Source organism: Brachybacterium sp. GCM10030267 (assembly GCF_042666875.1).
Classification (GTDB): domain Bacteria; phylum Actinomycetota; class Actinomycetes; order Actinomycetales; family Dermabacteraceae; genus Brachybacterium.
Genome location: NZ_JBHTCX010000017.1, coordinates 329,266 through 352,085, shown reverse-complemented (window position 1 = coordinate 352,085; position 22,820 = coordinate 329,266). Strand labels below are relative to the sequence as shown.

The following is a 22,820-nucleotide window of genomic DNA, read 5'->3' as shown; positions in this document are numbered from 1 at the left end:
CCTCTTGTCGGCCGGACCGAGACAGGAGAAATGTGGCTAAGGTCCGCGTCCACGAGCTCGCCAAGGAGCTCGGACACCCGAGCAAGATCGTTCTGCAGAAGCTGCAGGACATGGGCGAATTCGTTCGTTCCGCCTCCTCGACCGTCGAGGCCCCCGTCGCCCGCCGCCTGCGCCAGGAGCTGCCCGCCAAGAACGGCGACGGCGACTCCGCCAAGAGCGGCTCCGGCGCCCCCGCCGGCGGCCGCACCTCAGGCGGCTCCCCCAAGCCCGGCAGCACGCCCAAGCCCGGCGGTGCGCCGAAGCCCGGTGCGAAGCCCGCCGCTGCGGCGAAGAATGCCCCGGCAGAGCCGGTGAGCTCGCAGCAGCCGGCCCCCGCGGCCGAGAAGCCCGCGGCACCTGCCCCGGAGCCCGCCTCCCAGGACGACGCCGGCGCGACGCCCGCGGCCGCCCGCGACGAGGCACCGACCCCGCAGAGCAAGGCCCCCAAGCCCGGTGGCGAGCGGCCCGCGCCCGCCCCGAAGCCCGGCGGCGAGCGCCCCGCGGCCCGTCCCGGCGGCGCGCGTCCGGGCAACAACCCGTTCGCCAGCTCGCAGGGCATGCCGCGCCCCGGTTCCCGCAAGCCGGGCCAGGGCGGCGGCCGTCCCCCGCGTGAGGGCACCCCGCGCCCGGGCAACAACCCCTTCGCCAGCGCGCAGGGCATGCCGCGACCGGGCGGACCCCGCCCCCAGGGACAGGGCCGCGGCGGCGATCAGGCCGATTCCGGCGCGCGTACGCCTCGCGAAGGCGCCCCCCGTCCCGGCGGCGGCGCGCCCCGTCCCGGGATGCCCACCCCCGGCATCATGCGTCAGCATTCCCACGGTGGTCTCGCCGACGCCAAGCCCGGCGGTGACGCCGGTTCCCGCGGCCGCGGCGGACGTCCCGGTCCCGGCGGTCGCCCCGGCGGCCCCAGCGGCGGTGGTCCCGGCGGCGGCGGTGGCGGCGGTCCTCGTGGCCGCGGCGGTCGCGGCAGCACCCAGGGTGCCTTCGGCCGTGGCGGCAAGCCCGCCCGTTCGCGCAAGTCGAAGCGCGCGAAGCGTCAGGAATTCGAACAGATGCAGGCGCCCGCGCCGGGCGGTGTCTCGATCCCGCGCGGCAACGGCCAGACGATCCGTCTGCGCCGCGGCGCCTCGCTGACCGATTTCGCCGATCGCATCGACGTCAATCCCGCCTCGCTGATCACCGTGCTGTTCGCGATGGGTGAGATGGCCACGGCCACGCAGTCGCTGGACGAGGAGACCTTCGATCTGCTCGGCGAGGAGCTGGGCTACAAGATCGAGATCGTCTCCCCGGAGGATGAGGAGCGCGAGCTGCTCGAGCAGTTCGACATCGATCTCGATGCCGAGCTCGCCGAGGAGGACGAGGAGGACCGCGAGCCCCGCCCGCCGGTCGTCACGGTCATGGGTCACGTCGACCACGGCAAGACCCGGCTGCTGGACACCGTGCGCCAGTCGAAGGTGGGCGCCGGCGAGGCCGGTGGTATCACCCAGCACATCGGCGCCTACCAGGTGCAGATCGAGCACGAGGGAGACCAGCGCGCCCTGACGTTCATCGACACCCCGGGTCACGAGGCGTTCACCGCCATGCGTGCCCGTGGTGCCGACGTCACCGACATCGCGATCCTCGTGGTCGCCGCCGATGACGGCGTGATGCCGCAGACCATCGAGGCGCTCAACCACGCCCAGGCGGCGAACGTGCCGATCGTGGTCGCGGTCAACAAGATCGACAAGCCCGGTGCGAACCCGGAGAAGATCCGGCAGCAGCTGACGGAGTACAACCTGATCGCCGAGGAGTACGGCGGCGACACCATGTTCGTCGACGTCTCCGCCCGCGAGAACCAGAACATCGATGCGCTGCTGGAGGCGGTCCTGCTGACCGCGGACGCCGCTCTCGAGCTCACGGCGGTCGCCGACAAGCCGGCCCGCGGCGTGGCCATCGAGGCGAACCTCGACCGCGGTCGCGGCCCGGTCGCCACCGTGCTCGTCCAGCAGGGCACCCTGCGCGTCGGCGACGCGATCGTCTGCGGCATCGGCCATGGCCGAGTCCGCGCGATGCTCGACGAGAACGGGGAGGCCATCCGCGAGGCCGGTCCGTCCCGTCCCGTGCAGGTGCTCGGTCTGACCGACGTGCCCGGCGCCGGTGACAACTTCCTGGTCGCCCAGGACGAGCGCACCGCCCGCCAGATCGCCGAGAAGCGGGAGTCCGCCAAGCGGGCCGCCGCCCTGTCCAAGGCCCGCAAGCGCGTCAGCCTCGAGGACATCAACAAGGCGATGACCGAGGGCAAGGTCGAGACGCTCAACCTCGTCATCAAGGGCGACGCGGCCGGTTCGGTCGAGGCCCTGGAGGAGGCGCTGCTCGGCATCGATGTCGGCGAGGGCGTGGACCTGCGCATCATCGACCGTGGCGTCGGCGCGATCACGATGAACAACGTCAACCTCGCCGTGGCCTCGAACGCCATCATCATCGGCTTCAACGTCCGGGCCGAGGGCCCGAACGCCGAGTACGCCGACCGCGAGGGCGTGGAGATCAAGTACTACAACGTGATCTACAACGCCATCGACGAGATCGAGCAGGCCCTCAAGGGCATGCTCAAGCCGGAGTACGAGGAGGTCGAGCTGGGCACGGCGGAGATCCGCGAGATCTTCCGCTCCTCCAAGTTCGGCAACATCGCCGGTTCCATCGTGCGCGGCGGTCTCATCCGGCGCGGCGGCAAGGCGCGCATCACCCGAAACGGTGTCGTGGTCACCGAGAGCCTCGAGATCGCGGGCCTGCGGCGCTACAAGGACGATGTCACCGAGGTCCGCGAGGGCTTCGAATGCGGCATCAACCTGGGATCCTTCAACGACCTGCAGATCGGTGACGTCATCACGACGTACGAGATGCAGGAGAAGCCCCGCGACTGAGCCGACAGCGGCCGGGCGCCCCCGCGGCGCCCGGCCGCTCCCGTCGGGGAGGAGAGCCGCATGCAGGAGGTGACTCTCGTCCTCCGCGCCCCGTCGGCCAACCGCGTGTACACGGAGGCCGCCGGGCCGCTCGCCGTCGCCGAGGCCCGCTGGGTGCTCGGCGCCCACCTCGGGACCGTGCCGACCGTGCGGGAGCGTCGCCTGGGCGGGATGGACGCCCTCGAGATCCGCCTCCCTTCGGGCTCCGGCACCGATCCGCTGCGCACGCAGCAGCTGATCTCGGCGCTGTCCGTCACGCTCGGCGCCTTCGACGTGGTCGAGGACGAGGGAGGGGACGACGACGAGGACCGCGACGCGCAGGCGCCGGACGGCGCTCCGCCGGCGCCGCTGCTGCGCCCTCGGGAGCTGCCCGCCACGGTGACCCACCCGGGGGACCTGGAGACCATTCTCAAGTATCCGGGAAAGACCAACGAGCAGTTCACCGCGCTCCTGATCAATCTGGCCGCCGCGCTGAGCACACGCCGCGCCGGGCTCTTCGACGGCACCCTCAGCCTGCTCGACCCGCTCTGCGGTCGCGGCACCACGCTCAACCGGGCGCTGCGCCTGGGCCTGAGCCCGCTCGGAGCGGAGATCGACCGCAAGGACGTCGACGCCTACCGCTCATTCCTGACCACCTGGCTGCGCAGCCACCGCTACAAGCACACCCTGACCGCCTCGAAGCTGACCCTGCGCGGTCAGCATCTGGGGACGCGCCTGGACGCGGAGCTGGCCGCCGGCAAACAGGCCCAGCGCGAGGGCCGCAGCCAGCGTGTGAGCGTGCTGGGCTGCGACACGACCCTGCTCGGCGAGCTGCTGCCCGACCGCAGCGTCGACGCGCTGGTGGCCGACCTGCCCTACGGCGTCCAGCACGGCGCGAAGGCCGCCGGTGCCTGGCAGCGTTCACCGCTCGAGGTGCTGCGCAGCGCCGCTGGCCCCTGGCGCTCCCTGCTGCGCGACGGCGGTGGCCTCGCCCTGGCGATCAACCGCCATACCCTCGCCCACGAGGACGCCAGCGACGTGCTGGCCGGTGCGGGGCTGCGGGTGATCAGCCGTGACGGCGCCTTCCGGCACCGCGTCGACCGCTCCATCGACCGCGACGTCCTGCTCGCGATCCCCACCGACCATCCCCGCGCCGAGCAGCTCGCAGCTCTCGGCGCCGATCAGGAGAAGATCCGACCATGAACGACAACCCCCGCGCTCTCAAGCTCGCCGACCGCATCAAGGTCATCGTCGCGACCATGCTCGACACCCGCGTCAAGGACCCCCGGCTCGGGTTCGTGACGATCACCGACGTGCGTGTCAGCGGCGACCTCCAGCACGCCACCGTCTTCTACACCGTCTTCGGCACCGACGAGGAGCGAGAGGGCACCGCCGCGGCGCTGACCAGCGCCACCGGCATGCTGCGCCGTGAGGTCGGCCGGCAGACCGGCGTCCGCCTGACCCCGACGCTCGAGTTCATCGCCGATGCCGTCCCGGAGAACGCCCGTGTCATCGAGGATCTGCTGAGCGAGGCCCGCGGCCGCGACGCCGAGCTCGCCCGCTCCAAGGAGGGCGCCGACTACGCCGGAGACGCGGACCCCTACCGCGTGGCGCGCGAGGACGAGGACGGCGACGCGGACGGTGACGCGGCCCCCGGGGTCGACGGCGCCTTCGCGACCGACGAGGACGACAGGGCCGACGGTGCTGAGCCCGCCGGCGGCGCCACCGGCAAGCGCGGCCGCGAGGACGCGTGAGCGCTCCGCACGGCGTCCTGCTGGTCGACAAGGCCCCCGACCGCACGAGCCACGACGTCGTCGCCCGGGTGCGATGGCTGCTGGGTACCAAGAAGGTCGGACACGCCGGCACTCTCGACCCGATGGCCACCGGACTGCTGATCCTCGGCATTGGGCAGGGGACCCGCCTGCTGACCCACCTGGTGGGCCTGGACAAGACCTACCTCGCCACGATCCGGCTCGGACTGTCCACCACCACGGACGACCGGGAGGGGGAGGGTCTCGGCGAGCCCCGTGACGCCACCGGACTCTCCGATGCGGCGATCGAGGAGCAGCTCGCCCACCTGCGAGGGGACATCCAGCAGGTGCCCTCGACCGTGAGCGCGATCAAGGTCGACGGCAAGCGCGCCTACGCCCGCGCCCGCGCCGGAGAGGACGTCGAGCTCGCGGCGCGACCCGTGCGGATCTCCCGGTTCGAGCTCACGGCCCGCCGAGAGGTCGACGGCTTCCTCGATCTGGACGCCGTGGTGACCTGCTCCTCGGGAACGTACGTCCGGGCGCTCGCCCGCGACCTCGGAGCCGCACTCGGGGTCGGGGGACACCTGACCGCGCTGCGCCGCACCGATGTCGGTCCCTTCCCGGTCTCCGAGGCGGTCCACGTCCCGGCGCGTGGTGAGGGGGACGATGTCGACCTCCCGCTGCTCGGGCTCGGAGACGCCGCCTCCCGCGTCCTGCCCGTCCTCCCCGTCGACGAGCAGGCCGCGCGCGACCTCGCCGACGGCCGCCGCATCCCCCGGTCCGACGAGCCGGCCCGGCCGGGCATCGCAGCGCTCGGGAGCGGGGCCGATGGGCGCGGCGCCGGCGGCTCTGTGAGTTCCGCCGGCGAGGCCGCGCACGACGAGGCCGAGCACGACGAGGCCGAGCACGAGGTGGTCGCCGCTCTCGATACCGAGGGAGCCCTGCGGGCCGTGCTGCGGCCCGAGGGGGAGCGGTGGCGACCGATGATGGTCATCCCGCCGGAAGCGCGCGGCTGATCAGGCTCCGGCCCCGTCGGGGCTCGGTCGGCGCACAGCACGACGACGAAGGCCGCCCCCGGAGATCTCCGGGGGCGGCCTTCTCGTGTCATGGGGTGGGCGTCAGTGGTGCACTTCCACCCGCGTGCCCTCGGAAGCCCAGTCGTAGAGCCACTTGGCGTCGGAGACGGGCAGGTTGATGCATCCGTGCGACCCGGAGTATCCGAAGGATGAGCGCCACGGGGCTCCGTGGAAGCCATAGCCGGCGTGGAAGTACTGCACCCACGGGACGTCCGGGTTGTAGTAGTACTTCTCGTGCCCCTCGGGGTACCGGCTCGCGTTGGTCATGTCCTGCTTCTCGTAGCGCAGGTAGATCTCGTAGGTGCCGGTGACCGTCTCATTGCCCTCCTTGCCGTCGACCATCGAACGGGGGCCCCACACGGGCGTGTCGCCGACGTACGCGGTCACGGTCTTGTTGGACAGGTTCACATCGATCCACTTCTCGCCGGTCGGAGTGGCCTCCTCGGCCTCGTCGGCGTCCTCGGACTCCTCGTCCTTGGCCTTCTCCTTCTCCTCCTCGGCCTTCTCCTCCTCGGACTTCGGAGCGTCGACCTCCTCGACCTCCGCCTCGACCTTCTTCGTCTCGAAGGCCGCCTCGAGGGGCGTGGTGCCGTTCAGCGCGGCGATCAGCTCGTCGGCCACGGCGTCGGCGTTGGTGATATCCAGGCCGTCCTGCTTCTCGGCGACGACCTTGACGACCTCACCGTTCTCGTCGACCTGCTCGATGCCGTCCTTCTTCTCGACGGAGTCCTTGTCGGCGCGCGCAGAGACCCACTCGCGCACGCTCTCCTCGTCGACCGAGATCTCGAGCGACTGGCCCGCCTCGTCCGGAGCGACCGACAGCCAGTCGCTGCGGCGCTCGGCGGAGACCTCGTGGGTCTTCCCGTCGGCTCCGGCGATCGTCATCGGCTGCTCGAGGATGCCGCTGATGGTGCCGACGACCTCCTCGGCCTCCTCGGTGGTGATCGCCGGCGGGATGTCCTTGATCGGCTGCTCCACGCTGAAGTCCTCCAGCGAGGACGCCTTCTGCGTGACGGCGTCCACGAGGGGCTGCGGGTCGATGCCCTGGCCGTCGGTCCCCGGGACCGCGGTCCACGCCTGCTTCTCCTCGTCGAAGGTCACCTGCGCGTCGACCGGTTCCGTCTTGTCCTCGGGCACGAGGCCCTTGGCGAAGTCCTGGACCGCTCCCTCGTCGACGGAGACGACCGGGTCGACCGTGTGCTCGCCCGACCAGGTCGAGGAGATCACGCCGGTGAAGGAGTCGTCGCGCTCGACGGCGGCGGCCGCCGTGGCGGCCGCATCGACGTTCACGCCGAGGTCCGCGAGGGAAACCTCGTGCTCCTGGTCGCCGGCGGTGACCGTCACCGTGACGGATTCGCCGCGCTCGGCGACGAGTGCGGCGATCTCCTCGGGGCTCTGCCCGGAGACGTCCTTTCCGAGGACCTCGGTGCCCGGCAGGGCGCGTCCCTCGAACTGCTTGGCATAGGCGAGCGCGCCGCCGGTGAGTACGACAGCGATGACGGCGACGACGGCCGCCACGATGAGGGAGACGCGTCGACGCCCGTGGCGCCCGGTGGGTCGCGATGGGCCGCCCAGCGCGGCCGGTTCGGTCACGTTCGTCATGGAAATCGATCCGTTTCTCAGCGGCCGTCATGTCAGCCCCCGCTTACTTCGCGGGAAGGCACAGGGGTCCCTCCCCGGCGCCGCCTTGTCGTTCAGGGTAGCGGAGTGCGCATCGTGAGGGATATGAGTGAAACGCCGACCTTCATCACAGCTGGGTATCATCCCGATGCGCTTTCCGGGCCGTGCGCGGGGGATACAGTGTCCCCGCACGTCGATGTCGTATGCCGCTGAGCGATGTTCTGCGTTCTGCGCCGGTCGTCGTTCCCGCGGTGCGTTCGTCCGTGCGGTGCGACGTTCCGCGACGTGCTGCGACCCCGCTGCCTGTCCCGACGTCCGAGGGTTCGGACGTGCTCCCGGCTCTGGAAGGACCCGACCCCGCCGTGACCCGCGCCCCCATCTGGCACTCCGTCGAGGAGGTTCCCGCCGGCCTCGGTGCGACGGCGGTCTCGATCGGCAACTACGACGGGGTCCATCGCGGCCACCGCTACGTGCTCGACCAGCTGCTGCGCCACGCGCAGGCACGTTCGCTGTCCCCGGTCGCCCTGACCTTTTGGCCGCACCCCCGGCACGTGATGGGCACTCCCGGTGACCCCCCGCTGCTGACGGGGCGGGACGATCGTGATCGGCTGCTGCTGCTCGCCGGGATGAGCGGCGTCCTCGACCTCGAGTTCACCCGCGACTTCGCCCAGTACTCGGCGGAGGACTTCGTGCGGGTGTTCCTGGTCGAGGGGCTCGGCGCCGAGTGCGTCGTGCTGGGGGAGGACGCCCTGTTCGGCCGGGGCAATGCCGGGAACATCGAGACCATGCGCGACCTGGGCCGCACGTACGGCTTCGAGGTCGTGACCGTCGCGGACCTCGGGCCCGACGGGGAAGGGACCGGCCGCATCTCGTCCTCCGGGATCCGCGCCGCACTGCTGGGGGGTGACGTCGACGGGGCGGCCGATGCGCTCGGCCGCCTCCACACCGTCACCGATGTCATCCACCACGGCCATCGGCGAGGGCGCGAGCTCGGCTTCCCGACCGCGAACCTCGGCCCGGCACCGGCCGGTCTGATCCCCGCCGACGGCGTCTACGCCGGCTACCTCACCGTGCTGGAGCAGGATCCTGGCCATGCGGGCACCGAGCCGCTGGCCGGCGCACCTGCGACGATCTCCATCGGCACCAACCCCACCTTCGAGGACGAGGACGGCGCGGGAGGCCCGCGACGCACGGTGGAGGCCTATGTGCACGGTGACCACGACCTCGACCTCTACGGCGACACGGTGCGCCTGGAGTTCGTCCGGTTCCAGCGGCCCACGCTGACGTTCGACTCGGTCGAGAGCCTGGTCGAGCAGATGCGCGAGGACGTGGAGGTGAGCCGCCGCACTCTGGACGTGCACGGCTCCCGTCCCGCAGCCACCGGCTGATATCCTGCTGAGGCCGTGAATTCGGCCGCGGAGAGCATTCCCGTCCCTATCCGCAGCACCCGCCCCGGCGCGTGCGCCGACAGGAGACAGCTCGCACAGAGAGCCCAGGACACAAGGTCCCGGAGCGCCGCGCAACGACCCAGGAGAGCCATGGCCTTCGATACCGCCACCAAGCAGGAGATCATCAAGGAGTTCGGGACCACCGAGGGCGACACCGGCTCGCCCGAGGTCCAGGTCGCGCTCCTGACTCACCGCATCAAGTACCTGACCGAGCACCTGAAGACCCACAAGCACGATCACCACACTCGTCGGGGTCTCATGCTGCTGGTCGGCCAGCGCAAGCGCCTCCTGCAGTACCTGCAGGACGTCGACATCGAGCGGTACCGTTCGCTGATCCAGCGCGTCGGCATCCGCCGGTGACACCACCCGCCGCTCGCCCCTGAGGGCGGGCGGCGGTTTCATGTGCCCACCCCGGTGGGCCACCGAAGAACCAGATAACAGATACCCGCCCCGACCAGGTTCGGTCCTCGGCAGTGACGTGCGGTACGCAGGCCCCGGCAGATCACCGGGTCCCGCCGGGACCGCGAGTGACTGGCGATGACCGCGCCGGCAGGGCGAACCCCCTACCCAAGGAGATTCACATGGCCATGGAAGGCCCTGAAATCACCGCGACCACCGCGGTCATCGACAACGGCTCGTTCGGCCGCCGCGAGGTCCGCTTCGAGACCGGTCGTCTCGCCCAGCAGGCCGCCGGCGCCGTCGCCGTCTACCTCGACGACGACACGATGATCATGTCGGCCACCGCCGTCTCGAACCGTCCCAGGGACCAGTTCGACTTCTTCCCCCTCACCATCGACGTCGAGGAGCGGATGTACGCCGCGGGCCGCATCCCCGGCTCCTTCTTCCGCCGTGAGGGCCGTCCCAGCACCGACGCGATCCTCGCCGCGCGCCTGACCGACCGTCCGCTGCGCCCCGCCTTCGTCAAGGGTCTGCGCAACGAGGTCCAGGTCGTCCTGACCGTCATGGCCAACGGACCTGACGACGCGTACGACGTCGTCGGCATCAACGGTGCCTCCGCCTCCACCCAGATCTCCGGTCTGCCCTTCTCGGGCCCGATCGGTGCGGTGCGCATCGCCCTGATCCCGACCGCCCAGGGCGGCGGCCAGTGGGTCGCCTTCCCCACGTTCTCCCAGCTCGAGGAGGCCGTGTTCTCCATGGTCGTCGCCGGCCGCATCACCGGCGAGGGCGATGAGTCCGACGTGGCGATCATGATGGTCGAGGCCGAGGCCACCGACAACTCCTGGACGCTGATCAAGGAGCAGGGCGCGATCACCCCCACCGAGGAGGTCGTCGCCGAAGGCCTCGAGGCCGCCAAGGTCTTCATCCGCAGCCTGTGCGTGGCCCAGCAGGAGCTGGCCGCCACCGCCGCCAAGCCGGTGCGCGAGTTCCCGCTGTTCCTGGACTACCAGGACGATGCCTACGAGATCGTCGCCGGAGCCGCCACCGATCGTCTCGCCGAGGTCATGTCGATCTCCGGCAAGAGCGAGCGCGAGGAGCGCACCGAGCAGCTGCTGGCCGAGGTCACCGACGAGCTCGCCGGTGAGGGCAAGCAGCTCGAGGGCCGCGAGAAGGAGGTCAGCGGAGCCTTCCGCGCCCTGACCAAGCAGGTCGTGCGCAAGAAGGTCCTCACCGACGGCGTCCGCATCGACGGTCGCGGTCTGCGTGACATCCGCGCGCTGTCGGCCGAGGTCGAGGTCATCCCGCGTGTGCACGGCTCGGCTCTGTTCCAGCGCGGCGAGACCCAGATCCTCGGCGTGACCACGCTGAACATGCTCAAGATGGAGCAGCAGATCGACTCGCTGTCGCCGGTGACCCGCAAGCGCTACGTCCACCACTACAATTTCCCGCCGTACTCCACCGGCGAGACCGGTCGCGTGGGCTCCCCGAAGCGTCGCGAGATCGGCCACGGCATGCTCGCCGAGCGCGCCCTGGTCCCGGTCCTGCCCGGCCGCGAGGAGTTCCCCTACGCGATCCGTCAGGTCTCCGAGGCCCTCGGCTCCAACGGCTCCACGTCGATGGGTTCCGTCTGCGCCTCCACCCTGTCGCTGATGAACGCCGGAGTGCCGCTGCGGGCACCGGTCGCGGGCATCGCGATGGGCCTGATCTCGGACACCGTCGACGGTGAGACCCGCTACGCGGCGCTGACCGACATCCTCGGCGCCGAGGACGCCTTCGGCGACATGGACTTCAAGGTCGCCGGCACCTCCGAGTTCGTCACGGCGATCCAGCTGGACACCAAGCTCGACGGCATCCCCGCCTCGGTGCTGGGCGGCGCGCTGTCGCAGGCCCGTGAGGCCCGCCTGGCCATCCTGGGCGTGCTGAACGAGGCGATCGATACGCCCGACGAGATGAGCCCGCACGCTCCGCGCGTGCTCGCGGTCACCGTGCCCGTCGACAAGATCGGTGCGGTCATCGGCCCCAAGGGCCAGATGATCAACCAGATCCAGGACGACACCGGCGCGGACATCACGATCGAGGACGACGGCACCGTGTACATCGGTGCGACCGACGGCCCCTCGGCCGAGGCCGCCCGCTCCGCGATCAACGCCATCGCCAACCCGATGGTCCCGGAGGTCGGCGAGCGCTACCTCGGCACCGTGGTGCGTGTGGTCGACTTCGGCGCGTTCGTCTCCCTCACCCCGGGCAAGGACGGCCTGCTCCACGTCACCCAGCTGCGCAAGCTGAACGACGGCAAGCGGGTCGAGAACGTCGAGGACGTCGCCAAGGTCGGTCAGAAGATCGAGGTGGAGATCCGCGAGATCGACGCCCGCGGCAAGATCTCCCTCGGCGTGATCGAGGACGAGAAGGACGAGCAGGGCGACGAGAAGCCGGCCGAGGACGCCGGCCAGGAGTGATCCTCGCCGGGTGATCCGGCAACGACGGACGGGCGGCATCCCTGCGGGGGTGCCGCCCGTCCGTCGTTCCAGGGCTTCCACGTTCGGGTGGGACCTGATGTGATGGACGCGCGACGGCACGACGCTGAGGAGCATCCATGCACGATCCTGATCTGATCGCGCTGCTGACCGAGCAGCGAGGCCATGTGCTGGCGGCCGTCGACGGTCTCGACGATGCGCGGATGGCCGAGGTCCATGTGCCCTCGGGATGGTCGATCACGCAGCTGCTCGGCCACCTGACCTTCGACGACGAGAGGTTCTGGATCTCCGCGGTGCTCGATGCCCAGCCCCGAGCGATCGAGGGACTGTGCGACGGATGGAGAGACGGCCCGGCCTCCGGGCGGGACGCCATCTCCCGGTACCGCGAGGAGATCGAGCGCTCCGACGAGGTCCTCGCGCGCGTCGACCTCGCCGAGCCGCCGCGCTGGCGACCGCCCGCGAGTGTGTTCGACGGGCCGATCATGGCCGACGGCCGCGGCATCCTCCTGCGCATGCTCGAGGAGACCGCCGTGCACGCGGGCCATCTGGACATCGTCCGTGAGCTCATCGATGGCCGACAGCACATCGTCGTGCCCTGAACTCCTCATCTCTGCTCCCGCCCTCGCCGACGGAGTCGAGGAAGCGCCGTCTCTCCGGTGCCGCCGTGCACCCCCCGATTCCCGGCGCCTCGGAGCGGTTCCCCCGGGGTGTTCCGGCCCGTGGGAGAATCAATCGATGCCTTCCGACCTCGCCTTCGACGACCCCGCGTCCGATGTGATGCTCGATGCCGCCACCGGCGTGCGCCGCAGCATCCTGCCCGGCGGCGTGCGGCTGCTGACCCAGACCGATCCCAGCGTACGCAGCGCGACCATCGGGCTCTGGCTGCCGGTCGGCTCCCGCGACGAGCTGCCGCAGCATGCCGGCTCCACCCACGTGCTCGAGCACCTGATGTTCAAGGGCACCCACCGCCGCAGCGCGATGGACATCGCCACGGCGTTCGATGAGGTCGGCGGCGACTCCAACGCCATCACGGCGAAGGAGCACACCCTGTACTTCGGGCGTGTGCGCTCAGCGGACGTTCCCAGGGCGGTCGACGTCCTGACCGACATGATCACCGCCAGCCGCCTCGAGGAGGAGGCCCTGGCCACCGAGCGCGAGGTGATCCTCGAAGAGCTCGCCATGGCAGAGGACGACCCGACCGACATCGGCTACGAGACCTTCCTCGCCGACGTCCTCGGGCCCGACACGGCGATCGGCCGTCCCGTCGGCGGCACCGCCGAGAGCGTGAACGCGCTGAGCATCGAGGACGTCCGCGCCCACTGGGCCGAGCACTACCGGCCCGGCAACCTGGTGGTCACGGCCGTCGGCGACATCGACCACGACGAGCTCGCCGAGCTGGTGCAGGCGGGCCTGCGCCGCGGTGGATGGAGACTCGAGCCCGGCGCCCTGCCCGCGCGACGGCTGCGAACCGACGCCGCCGGAGGCGAGTCCGGCGGCGGCGTGGTCGCGAACGTCGCCGGCATCGATCCGCACCGATTGCTGCGGCCCGCCGAGCAGAACCACATCTACCTCGGCGGGCAGGGGATCACGGCGGTCAGCGAGGAGCGCCACGCCATGTCGGTGCTGATGTCGATCCTCGGCGGTGGCATGTCCTCCCGTCTGTTCCAGAACATCCGAGAGCAGCGCGGATTGGCCTACTCGGTGTACTCCTTCAGCTCCGGATACCGCGATGCCGGGCTGTTCGGCCTCTACGCGGCCTGCCGTCCGGGCCGGACCACCGAGGTGGTCGAGCTCCTCGGCGCCGAGCTGGCACGGATGGGAGAGCAGGGCGTCGACGAGGACGAGCTCGCCCGCGCTCGCGGTCAGATCACCGGCTCCTTCGCGCTGGGGCTGGAGGACACCAGCAGTCGCATGGGCCGCCTGGGCACCATCGAGCTCGTCCACGGCACCTACTCGAGCGTGGACGAGACGCTGGAGAAGATCGGCCGCGTCGATGCCGCCGCGGTGCGCGATCTCGCCGCCCGCCTGTCCACGTCCTTCAGCACCCGGGTCGAGGTCGGCCCCGAGAGCTGACCCCGACGAGCCGGGAGCCGAGCATTCCGGGCCGTCCTCCGGTGCCGTCCAGCTCGGCCACCGCACTCCGATCGCCCGACCAGCTCACTATCATCTATCCGCCATCCGCCGACGATCGAGGAGCACGCCATGACCCAGACAGACCAGACCACCGTGCCCGTGGCCGTGCTCGGCGCCGGAGGGCGCATGGGCACCGAGGCATGCCGTGCGATCGACGAGGCACCGGACCTCGAACTCGTCGCCCGCATCGGTCGCGACGACGACCTCTCCGCGATCACCGAGGCCGGGGCGCAGGTCGCGGTGGATCTCACCGTGCCGGCCGCGACCGGCGACAACGTCCGCTGGCTGATCGAGCACGGGGTCCACGCCGTCGTCGGCGCCACCGGCTGGACCGAGGACTCCCTGGCCGCAGTGCGCACGCAGCTCGAGGAGGCCGACGGGGTGGGCGTCCTGATCGCGCCGAACTTCGCGATCGGCGCCGTGCTGGCCATGCGCTTCGCGGAGGTCGCTGCCCGCTACTACGACAGCGCCGAGATCATCGAGATGCACCATCCGAACAAGCTCGACGCCCCCTCCGGGACCGCCACGCACACCGCCGCGGCGATCGCCCGCGGCCGGGCGGCCGCCGGCCTCGGCCCGGTCCCGGACGCGACCGAGAAGGATCCGCAGGGCGCCCGCGGGGCCGTCATCGACGGCATCCACGTCCACGCGGTCCGTCAGCGCGGACTGGTCGCCCACGAGGTCGTCCAGTTCGGGGGGCCGGGGGAGCAGTTCCAGCTCCGCCACGACTCCTTCGACCGCGCCAGCTTCATGCCCGGCGTGCTGCTGGGCATCCGCGAGGTCGCCGCGCACCCCGGACTCACCGTGGGGCTCGACGGCTACCTCGAGCTCGGCTGAGCACGCGAACCTCCATGCGTCAGCAACTCTTCGTCGCCGTCCTGGTCCTCATCACCGCGGCGTACTGCTACGGACTGGGGTGGATAGCCGTCGGCTTCGCCCGCGCCGGCAGCGCCCTCGGCTACGGCCTGGCCCTCGGCATCGCGATCCTGCTCGGCCTCAGCGTGTGGGTGACGTGGCGCGAGGTGCTGTTCGGCCTCGCCTCCGGGCGCCTCGCCGAACGCTACGCACCGCCGCCCGGAGCGATCCCCGACGACCCTCGAGCGGAGTTCGAGTCCGCCCGGGCCGCGATCCAGGACGGCGCCGAGCACGACTGGAGCGCCTGGTTCCGCCTCGCCCTCGCCTATGACGCGCTGCGTGACCGCAAGGGCGCCCGCATGGCGACCCGGCGCGCGATCGAGGAGCAGCGCGGCCGCTAGAGGGCCGGGCGGGTCAGGCCCATCCGAGGGCGCGCAGCCCCGCCGCGGCCACAGCCGCACCGATCACGACCACGAGGAACGGTGCGCGCAGCACCAGCAGCACCACCGCGACGCCCAGACCGGCCAGACGCGCATCCAGGACGATCTCCGTTCCACTGGTCGCCGTCTGCGTCGCCACCAGCGCACCCAGCAGTGCGATCGGCAGCAGGGACGTGATGCGCGCGACCCGGGGACGCTCCAGCACGTCCGGTGGCGCCTGGTAGCCCAGCCACTTCTGGGCGAACGAGATGACCGAGGCGGCGATCACCGCGATCCACAGCGTGCTCATCGGCGTTCCTCCTCGGGACGGTGGGGGCGCTCTGCACTGCCCCGTCGCGACGGCAGGAGCCCTGCGACGACGGCTACCAGGGCCGCGGCGAGCACGGGCAGCCCCGAGGGCAGCACAGGGGTGGCCAGCAGGGCGACGAAGGCACCGGCCACCGCGATCGCCACGGCATCTCCGCCGCACAGCCGCGGCCACAGCAGGGCCAGGAACGCTCCGGCGGCCGCTGCGTCGAGCCCCCACGCCCCGGGATCCGCGACATACTGCCCCGCGACCGCGCCGACCAGGGAGAACAGGTTCCAGAAGGCATAGACGCAGAGACCGGCGGCCCAGAAGCCGGCGCGCCTCTCCTCGTCGGTGGTGCCGGAGGCGGCCAGGGCAGCGGACTCGTCGATCGTCAGTTGCGTCCGCGCGAGACCCCGCCATCCGCCGCGGGCGAAGGACGGCGCGAGGATCAGCCCGTACAGCGTGTTGCGCACCCCCAGCAGCACCGAGGCGATGGCCGCCCCGGCGGCGGAGCCGCCCCCGCCGATCACGCCGACGAAGGCGAACTGGCTGCCCCCGGTGAACATCACCGCCGAGAGCACCATCGCCTGCCACACGTCCAGCCCCGAGGCCGTCGCGAGTGCTCCGAAGGAGATGCCGTACAGGCCCGTCGCGAGGCCGATCGAGAATCCGGTGCGGCGTATCGCACGGAGCCGCAGGGGGAGCTCCGGTCCGCTGTGGCCGGCCGAGGAGGAAGCGGTCGTCATGATGGTCGACACTGTACGGTCACCAGGGAGGACACTGCCTTCGCGTCCGCCTCGCGATGTGAGAACGTAGGGCCATGACGGCCACCCCGGACACTCCTGACGTGCCCACTCCTGTCGATGAGCTCCCGCTGCGCGCGCGAGCGCTGCTGCTGGACATGGACGGCACCCTGATCGACTCCGGACCGGCGGTCGAACGCGCCTGGAACACGCTGCTGCGCGAGTACGACGCCGGCGTGGAGTTCGGCCACGACATGCACGGCAAGCCGGCCCGCCAGGTCCTCGCGGAGCTGCTGCCCGAGCTCACCGAGGAACAGCGTGACCAGGCCCACGCCCGCGTCGAGGCGCTCGAGATCGCCGACGTCGGCTCGATCCTCACCCTGCCGGGCGCCGAGCGGCTGCTGCGCGAGCTCGATGCCGCTGCGGAGGAGCTGGGCCGGGCCACCTGGACCATCGTGACCTCCTGCACCGCGCCCCTGTTCGAGGCCCGCTGGGCCACGACCGGTCTGCCCGTCCCACCGGACATGGTCACCGCGGACCAGGTCACCCGTGGCAAGCCGGACCCGGAGCCCTACCGCCTCGGTGCCCAGCGTCTCGGGGCGGAACCCGGCGCGTGCATCGTCGTCGAGGACTCCGTGGGCGGCCTGCGATCCGGCGCCGACGCCGGTGCCCGTACCGTCGCGGTGACCAGCACCACCCCGGCCGCGGATCTGGCGCCGATCGCGGACGCCCTGGTCACGTCGCTGGACGACCTCGAGATCCGCGTCAGCGACGGGGACCTCGTGCTCTCGCGCCGCGGCAGCTGAGACGCCTCGCCGCGTCGGGCCTGTGCGCCGGGACCGCGTTGATAAGCTCAGGCGGCTTGCCGATCTCGGCCCGACACTCACCTGTGGCGCGGCGCCGGGCGGCTGCTGCAGCGCCGGGCCGATGACCGGTGCCGTCCCCCTCGAAAGGACTCGTCCCATGTGCGGAATCTCCGGCAGCTACGGATTCGGCGCCGACACCGAGGGCATCGCCCGGCGGATGGCCGGCGCCCTGGCCCACGACGGGGCCCGCACCGTCCCGGAGGACGAGGCCCTCGTCGTCACCGACCAGGCCTCTCTGGTGCATCGTGAGCCGAACGACCGCAGCCCGGACCGCACTCAGCCGATGGCCTCACCGGACGGCCGGTACACGATCGTCCACGACGGCGAGGTCCACAATCACCGGGAGCTGCGCACGCAGCTTGAGCAGCTCGGCCACAGCTTCCGCACCGACACGGCCACCGAGGTGGTGCTGGCGGCGCACGCGCAATGGGGCACCGCCGCCTACGACCGCTTCAACGGCATGTTCGCGCTCGCCATCCACGACACGCAGACCGGCGAGCTCGTCCTGGCTCGCGACCAGGTCGGGATCAAACCCCTCTACTACTGGCTGGGCGACGGCGGGCGAGGTCCCCAGCTCCTCTTCGCGTCCGAGATCTCCGCCCTGCTGGCCGCGGAGCAGTTCGAGGCCGCACCGGATGACCGCACCGTCTACCGCTACCTGCAGTTCGGCGTTCACGACGAGGACTCCCGGACCTTCTTCGACGGTGTGCGCCGGCTCCTGCCCGGCCAGGTCCTGCGAATCAGCACGGGCAGCACAGCGTCCGCCGAGGTGACCGAGTTCTCGAGCCTGCAGGAGGAGCTGCGCCGGATCGCCGCGCGCCCCGGCCGGCCCGTCGACGAGGGCACCGTCGCCGAGTACCGGGAGCGGTTCGAGCACGCGATCCGTCTGCGCCTGACATCCGACGGGACCGTGGGCACCTCCGTCTCCGGCGACCTGGGCTCCTCGGCGATCGCCGCCGTGATCGCGCGTCACCTGCGCGAGGAGCCCGACGACGAGGCATACAGCGCCGTCGGTGCCCGCCAGCACGTTCTCCGCGCGACCCCCATCGGCGCCGTCGACCAGGACACCTCCGACGTGGACTCCCTGCTCGCCGACTACCAGGACCAGATCGCCGCACACGAGGTGCGCCCGGGCGCCGGGGGCGACCTCGAGGACCTCCGCGAGGCGGTCCGCGCTCAGGAGGAGCCGGCCGCCTCCAGCGCTCCATATGCGCGGTACGCGGTCCTGCGCGAGGCCGGCCAGCACGTCACGGCGCTGCTGGACGGCCTCGGAGCGAGCCAGACGATGGCCGGGGACGAGCGACATCACCGGGTGTACCTGCGACAGTTGCGCCGCCAGAGGAGACTCGCCCCGCTGGCCCGTGAGCTCGCCGCCTCCCGTGACCTCCTGCGCGCGGCCGCGCGGCGGCGCTCCGGACGCGCCGCGGTGCCGGTCGACGCGCTGCTGAACTCCGGTTTCGTGGAGGAGCACAGCGCCGAGACGCTCAGCCTCGTCCAGGACGACCTCAAGCAGCGGCTGCTGGAGGACGTGTTCCGCACCTCGCTGCCGGCGCTGCTGCGCGAGCACGACAGGTTCTCGAGGCGCTCCGGGGTCCAGGGGCGCCTGCCCTTCCTCGACAAGGAGCTGCTGGCCTTCCTGTTCTCCCTCGAGGAGTCGGCCTTCCTCGCCGGCGGGCGCGGCTACGGGATCCTGCGTGAGGCGATGGACGGGATCGTGCCCGGTGCGAGCACCGACCATCGGGGCCGACACGATGCCGATGCCGGCGCCGGTGCCGCAGGAGCCGGCGTTCTCGCCTCCGCCGAGGACGAGTGGCTCCGCGACCTCGGCCCGGCCGTGCGGGAGGTCTTCGCCTCGGAGAGCTTCGCCGATCGGCCCTATGTCGACGCCCCCAGCGTGCTGGCCCTGTTCGACGACTTCCTGGCGAACCCGGGAACCCACGACACGGGCGTCTTCTGGCGCCTGCTGAACCTCGAGCTGTGGCTGCGCACCTACATCGACGCCCCCGAGAGCTCCACCCTGGCCGAGTCGGGTGGCCCGGCCGGCTCTGGTGGGCCTGCTGAGCCTGCTGCGGCCCGCGCCGCACGGACGACGACCGCGCCGACCGCGGATCCGGACGAGGCGGCCGAGGCCAAGAGCGACTACACGGCCAACCCGGGCAAGCAGCTCGACCTGGTCACGGAGGCCGACGGCCATATCTGGCGCCGCTTCCCGCTGCAGACCGAGCTGGTCGCCCGCGGCGATGACATCGAGGCGCGGGTCCGCGAGCACGTCGAGCGGTTCGCCGCCTCCCTCCCCGCCGATGCCCTCCCTGCCGGCGCGCCGTGGTACTTCGTGATCAGCGAGAAGATCATCGCCATCGCCCAGGGCCGCTCGTGGTTCACCTGGGAGATCACGCCGCGCCCCGCCGCGAGGGTCCTCAGCCGGTTCGTCACCCGCACGCCGGCCGGCATCGGACTGGGCGATCCCACCACCATGGAGCTGGCCGTGCGCGAGGTCGGACTGCCCCGGGTGGTCGCCGCCTCGGCGGCCGGAGCCGCGGGCAAACTGATCGGCAAGCGCGGGCTCTTCTACCACGTGGTGGGGGCCGACGTCCGTGCGATCGACGGGCCGACCCCGTACTCCGCCTTCCCCTCGAACGTCTCGGCGAAGCTGCCGCCGAAGGATCCCGACGCCGTCTCTGCGCGGATCTCGGCGGCCATCCGCGGCGCCGAGATCCCGGCGGCCGTGCGCGACAGCTTCACCGGCACGGTCGTGATGGACGCCAACGACATCGGCCGCAACGTGCTGGGGTCGGACGTGACGACCGCGAACGAGCGCCTGGAGGCGACGTTCGCCGACAACCCCCTCGGCCAGGGCCGCCAGCGCACTCCGCTGGCGATCCTGGTCGATCTCGGCCCCGCGTGAGGGCACAGACCGCGGCCCGGCCTGGACTAGGCTCCGGGGACCACGACTTTTCCGGGAGGAGACCATGACCAGCCCCGATTCGCGCCCCCTGCGGCCCTTCGGCACCGTGGGGACCGCTGTGGTCACTCCGTTCACCGAGGACGCCCACGAGATCGACCTCGATGCCGCCCAGGCACTGGCCGCGCACGTCAGCGAACACGGCAACGATCTCATCGTGGTCTCCGGCACCACCGGAGAGGCCCCGACCCTCACCGACGTCGAGAAGATCGAGCTCGCCCGCGCCGTGCGTGCGGCCGTCGGCCCCGAGATCAAGGTCGTCGCCGGGGTGGGCACCTATGACACGGCCCATTCGATCGACCTGGCCCGCGCGCACGCCGAGCTCGGCCTGGACGGGCTGCTGGTGGTGACCCCGTACTACTCCAAGCCCAGCCAGGCCGGCATCATCGCGCACACCACCGCGGTCGCCGACGCCACCGACCTGCCCGTCATGCTCTACGACATCCCCGGCCGCACGGGGGCCGCGCTCGCCTACGAGACGCTGCTGCGCCTGGGCGAGCACGATCGGATCCTGGCGGTCAAGGATGCCAAGGCGGACCTGCTCCAGGCCACTCGGGTGATGGCGGAGACGGGGCTCGCCTACTACTCCGGTGAGGACGGCCTGAACCTGCCGTGGCTGACGATCGGCGCCGCGGGCATGGTCTCCGTCGTCGGTCAGGTCGCCGGTGACCTCGAGAAGCAGATGGTCGAGGCCGTGGACCGGTCCGACCTCGTCGCCGCGCGCGACGCCCACAACCGCCTCGCCCCCGTGGTCGAGGCCATCATGAATCACATCCCCGGGGCCGTCGCCGCCAAGGCCGCTCTCGCCCTGCAGGGCGTGCTGCCCCACGCGGCCATGCGCGGCCCCCATGTTCCTGCCGATGCCGACCAGCTGCGCGCGCTCGCCGCCGCGCTGGACGCGGCCGACGGCGTACCCCCCACGCGATAAGGCTCGGAGGCCTCTATGACCACTTCGTATTCCCACCGACTGAACCAGCCGCCGAAGCTGAAGCGCGGCACCCTGCGGGTCACCCCGCTGGGCGGGCTGGGGGACGTCGGCCGCAACATGTCCGTGCTCGAGTTCGAGGGCAGGCTGCTCATCGTCGACTGCGGGGTCCTCTTCCCCGAGGACGCCCAGCCCGGGGTCGACCTGATCCTGCCGGACTTCGACATGATCAGCGATCGCCTGGACGACGTCGCCGCGATCGTGCTGACCCACGGCCACGAGGACCACATCGGCGCGGTGCCCTACCTGCTGCGGATGAAGCCCGACATCCCGCTGATCGGCAGCCAGCTGACCCTGGCCTTCATCGAGGCGAAGCTCAAGGAGCACCGCATCAAGCCCTTCACCTACGCGGTGAAGGAGGGCCAGCAGGAGAGCTTCGGCCCGTTCGACTGCGAGTTCGTCGCCGTGAACCACTCGATCCCGGACGCGCTCGCCGTCCATGTCTCGACCCCGGCCGGCACCGTGCTGCACACCGGTGACTTCAAGATGGATCAGCTCCCGCTGGACGGGCGCATCACGGACCTGCGCGCCTTCGCGCGACTGGGTGAGGCCGGCGTCGACCTGTTCATGACCGACTCCACCAACGCCGAGGTCCCCGGCTTCACGGTCGGCGAGAAGGAGATCGGGCCCACCCTGGACGCGGTGTTCGGCCGCGCACGCCAGAAGATCGTGGTCGCCTCCTTCTCGAGTCACGTCCACCGCGTCCAGCAGGTGCTCGATGCGGCCGCCGCCCATGGGCGGAAGGTCGCCTTCGTCGGCCGTTCGATGGTGCGCAACATGGGCATCGCCGCGGACATGGGGTACCTCGATGTGCCCGAGGGCATCCTGGTGGACGTCAAGCGCATCGACAACCTGCCCGATGAGCAGGTCGTGCTGATGTGCACCGGCAGCCAGGGCGAGCCGATGGCGGCGCTCGGCCGCATCGCCAACCGCGACCACCGCGTCAGCGTGGGCCCCGGGGACGTCGTGGTCCTCGCCTCCTCGCTGATCCCGGGCAACGAGAACGCGGTCTTCCGTGTGGTCAACGGCCTGATGGCGCTCGGTGCCGAGGTGGTCCACAAGGGCAACGCGAAGGTGCACACCTCCGGTCACGCCAGTGCCGGCGAGCTGCTGTACTGCTACAACATCGTGCGCCCGAAGAACGTGATGCCGATCCACGGCGAGGTCCGCCACCTCATCGCCAACGGCAAGATCGCGGAAGCCACCGGTGTGCCGCCGGAGCGGGTGGTCCTGGCCAAGGACGGTCACGTCGTCGATCTCAAGGACGGCGTCGCAAAGGTCGTCGGTGAGGTGCCCAACGGCTACGTGTACGTCGACGGCTCCAGCGTCGGCGAGATCTCCGAAGCGGATCTCAAGGACCGCCGCATCCTCGGGGACGAGGGCTTCATCTCCCTGTTCGCCGTGGTCAACTCGGAGACCGGTTCGCTCATCGCCGGCCCCGAGATCCACGCGCGCGGCGTGGCCGAGGACGACGTGGTCTTCCAGAAGATCCGTCCCGAGATCGTCAAGGCGCTCGAGCAGGCCGTGGCCGATCAGTCCAACCGCCGTGACACCCACCAGCTGCAGCAGGTCATGCGCCGCGTCGTCGGCCGCTACGTCTCCCAGCGCCTGCGCCGCCGCCCCATGATCATCCCCATCGTGATCGAAGCCTGATCGACGTGCTGCGAGCTTGCGAGCGGTAGGAGATCAGGAGGTTCAGTGGGGCCTGATCGACGTGCTGCGAGCTTGCGAGCGGTGAGATAGCGCCTGATCGCAGGCCCAGCCTCCCGGGCTGGGGCCGAGCTGGGCGGTACCCTGGTGCCATGGCGACACGTACGTCTTC

18 protein-coding genes are annotated in these 22,820 nt (G+C 71.3%); 15 read left to right on the top strand and 3 right to left on the bottom strand.

The features are described from left to right. Positions 1-32 precede the first annotated feature (32 nt). The 4 genes from infB to truB are packed head-to-tail and all read left to right on the top strand — an operon-like array spanning position 33 to position 5,724. The gene (gene infB, locus ACFQS2_RS16120; RefSeq protein ID WP_377794410.1) at positions 33-2,939 is read left to right on the top strand and encodes a translation initiation factor IF-2; all 2,907 of its coding nucleotides are present in this window, start codon (positions 33-35) and stop codon (positions 2,937-2,939) included. 60 nt (positions 2,940-2,999) lie between these two features. Then, positions 3,000-4,160, top strand: coding sequence for a TRM11 family SAM-dependent methyltransferase (locus ACFQS2_RS16115; protein ID WP_377794409.1), 1,161 nt, complete (start codon positions 3,000-3,002; stop codon positions 4,158-4,160). Continuing rightward, on the top strand, positions 4,157-4,711 hold the full coding sequence (gene rbfA, locus ACFQS2_RS16110) for a 30S ribosome-binding factor RbfA (protein ID WP_377794408.1): 555 nt from the start codon (positions 4,157-4,159) through the stop codon (positions 4,709-4,711). The genes ACFQS2_RS16115 and rbfA overlap by 4 nt, the downstream gene beginning before the upstream one ends. Beyond that, the gene (gene truB / locus ACFQS2_RS16105) at positions 4,708-5,724 is read left to right on the top strand and encodes a tRNA pseudouridine(55) synthase TruB (RefSeq protein ID WP_377020383.1); all 1,017 of its coding nucleotides are present in this window, start codon (positions 4,708-4,710) and stop codon (positions 5,722-5,724) included. The genes rbfA and truB overlap by 4 nt, the downstream gene beginning before the upstream one ends. A 102-nt stretch (positions 5,725-5,826) precedes the next feature. Here the strand turns inward: truB and ACFQS2_RS16100 are convergent, their stop codons facing one another. Continuing rightward, entirely contained in the window at positions 5,827-7,386 is a 1,560-nt protein-coding gene (locus ACFQS2_RS16100) for a L,D-transpeptidase family protein (RefSeq protein WP_377020384.1), read from the bottom strand. Positions 7,387-7,766: 380 nt separating this feature from the next. Here ACFQS2_RS16100 and ACFQS2_RS16095 point away from each other — a divergent pair, with 380 nt between their 5' ends. The 7 genes from ACFQS2_RS16095 to ACFQS2_RS16065 all read left to right on the top strand — a co-directional run bounded on the left by ACFQS2_RS16095 (position 7,767) and on the right by ACFQS2_RS16065 (position 15,114). Continuing rightward, the gene (locus tag ACFQS2_RS16095) at positions 7,767-8,792 is read left to right on the top strand and encodes a bifunctional riboflavin kinase/FAD synthetase (RefSeq protein WP_377020385.1); all 1,026 of its coding nucleotides are present in this window, start codon (positions 7,767-7,769) and stop codon (positions 8,790-8,792) included. Positions 8,793-8,942: 150 nt separating this feature from the next. After that, on the top strand, positions 8,943-9,212 hold the full coding sequence (gene rpsO / locus ACFQS2_RS16090) for a 30S ribosomal protein S15 (RefSeq protein ID WP_377020386.1): 270 nt from the start codon (positions 8,943-8,945) through the stop codon (positions 9,210-9,212). Positions 9,213-9,439: 227 nt separating this feature from the next. Next, entirely contained in the window at positions 9,440-11,707 is a 2,268-nt protein-coding gene (locus ACFQS2_RS16085; RefSeq protein WP_377794407.1) for a polyribonucleotide nucleotidyltransferase, read from the top strand. A 137-nt stretch (positions 11,708-11,844) separates the two neighbouring features. Beyond that, positions 11,845-12,324: a DUF664 domain-containing protein gene (locus ACFQS2_RS16080; protein ID WP_377020388.1), complete on the top strand. Its 480-nt coding sequence runs from the start codon at positions 11,845-11,847 to the stop codon at positions 12,322-12,324. A 136-nt stretch (positions 12,325-12,460) separates the two neighbouring features. Then, positions 12,461-13,798, top strand: coding sequence for a M16 family metallopeptidase (locus tag ACFQS2_RS16075; protein WP_377020389.1), 1,338 nt, complete (start codon positions 12,461-12,463; stop codon positions 13,796-13,798). A gap of 129 nt (positions 13,799-13,927) precedes the next feature. After that, positions 13,928-14,695, top strand: coding sequence for a 4-hydroxy-tetrahydrodipicolinate reductase (dapB, locus tag ACFQS2_RS16070; RefSeq protein WP_377794406.1), 768 nt, complete (start codon positions 13,928-13,930; stop codon positions 14,693-14,695). Between the two features lie 14 nt (positions 14,696-14,709). Next, entirely contained in the window at positions 14,710-15,114 is a 405-nt protein-coding gene (locus ACFQS2_RS16065; protein ID WP_377020391.1) for a hypothetical protein, read from the top strand. 13 nt (positions 15,115-15,127) lie between these two features. On the opposite strand, the gene ACFQS2_RS16060 is transcribed toward ACFQS2_RS16065, so the two are convergent. Together ACFQS2_RS16060 and ACFQS2_RS16055 are read right to left on the bottom strand one after the other, a co-directional pair. After that, positions 15,128-15,442 (bottom strand): AzlD domain-containing protein, encoded by a 315-nt coding sequence (locus ACFQS2_RS16060; RefSeq protein ID WP_377020392.1) that lies wholly within the window; start codon positions 15,440-15,442, stop codon positions 15,128-15,130. Then, positions 15,439-16,188 carry an AzlC family ABC transporter permease gene (locus ACFQS2_RS16055; protein WP_377794405.1) on the bottom strand — a complete coding sequence of 250 codons (750 nt, stop codon included), beginning with the start codon at positions 16,186-16,188 and terminating at the stop codon, positions 15,439-15,441. Before ACFQS2_RS16055 ends, ACFQS2_RS16060 begins: the two co-directional genes overlap by 4 nt. A 101-nt stretch (positions 16,189-16,289) precedes the next feature. Here ACFQS2_RS16055 and ACFQS2_RS16050 point away from each other — a divergent pair, with 101 nt between their 5' ends. The 4 genes from ACFQS2_RS16050 to ACFQS2_RS16035 all read left to right on the top strand — a co-directional run bounded on the left by ACFQS2_RS16050 (position 16,290) and on the right by ACFQS2_RS16035 (position 22,651). Further along, positions 16,290-16,991 carry an HAD-IA family hydrolase gene (locus tag ACFQS2_RS16050; RefSeq protein ID WP_377794404.1) on the top strand — a complete coding sequence of 234 codons (702 nt, stop codon included), beginning with the start codon at positions 16,290-16,292 and terminating at the stop codon, positions 16,989-16,991. A gap of 157 nt (positions 16,992-17,148) precedes the next feature. Continuing rightward, the gene (locus ACFQS2_RS16045) at positions 17,149-19,956 is read left to right on the top strand and encodes an asparagine synthase-related protein (RefSeq protein WP_377794403.1); all 2,808 of its coding nucleotides are present in this window, start codon (positions 17,149-17,151) and stop codon (positions 19,954-19,956) included. A 64-nt stretch (positions 19,957-20,020) separates the two neighbouring features. Then, positions 20,021-20,941, top strand: a complete 921-nt coding sequence (gene dapA, locus ACFQS2_RS16040) for a 4-hydroxy-tetrahydrodipicolinate synthase (protein ID WP_377020396.1) — start codon at positions 20,021-20,023, stop codon at positions 20,939-20,941. Between the two features lie 15 nt (positions 20,942-20,956). Further along, entirely contained in the window at positions 20,957-22,651 is a 1,695-nt protein-coding gene (locus ACFQS2_RS16035) for a ribonuclease J (RefSeq protein WP_377794402.1), read from the top strand. The last annotated feature ends 169 nt before the right edge of the window (positions 22,652-22,820 follow it).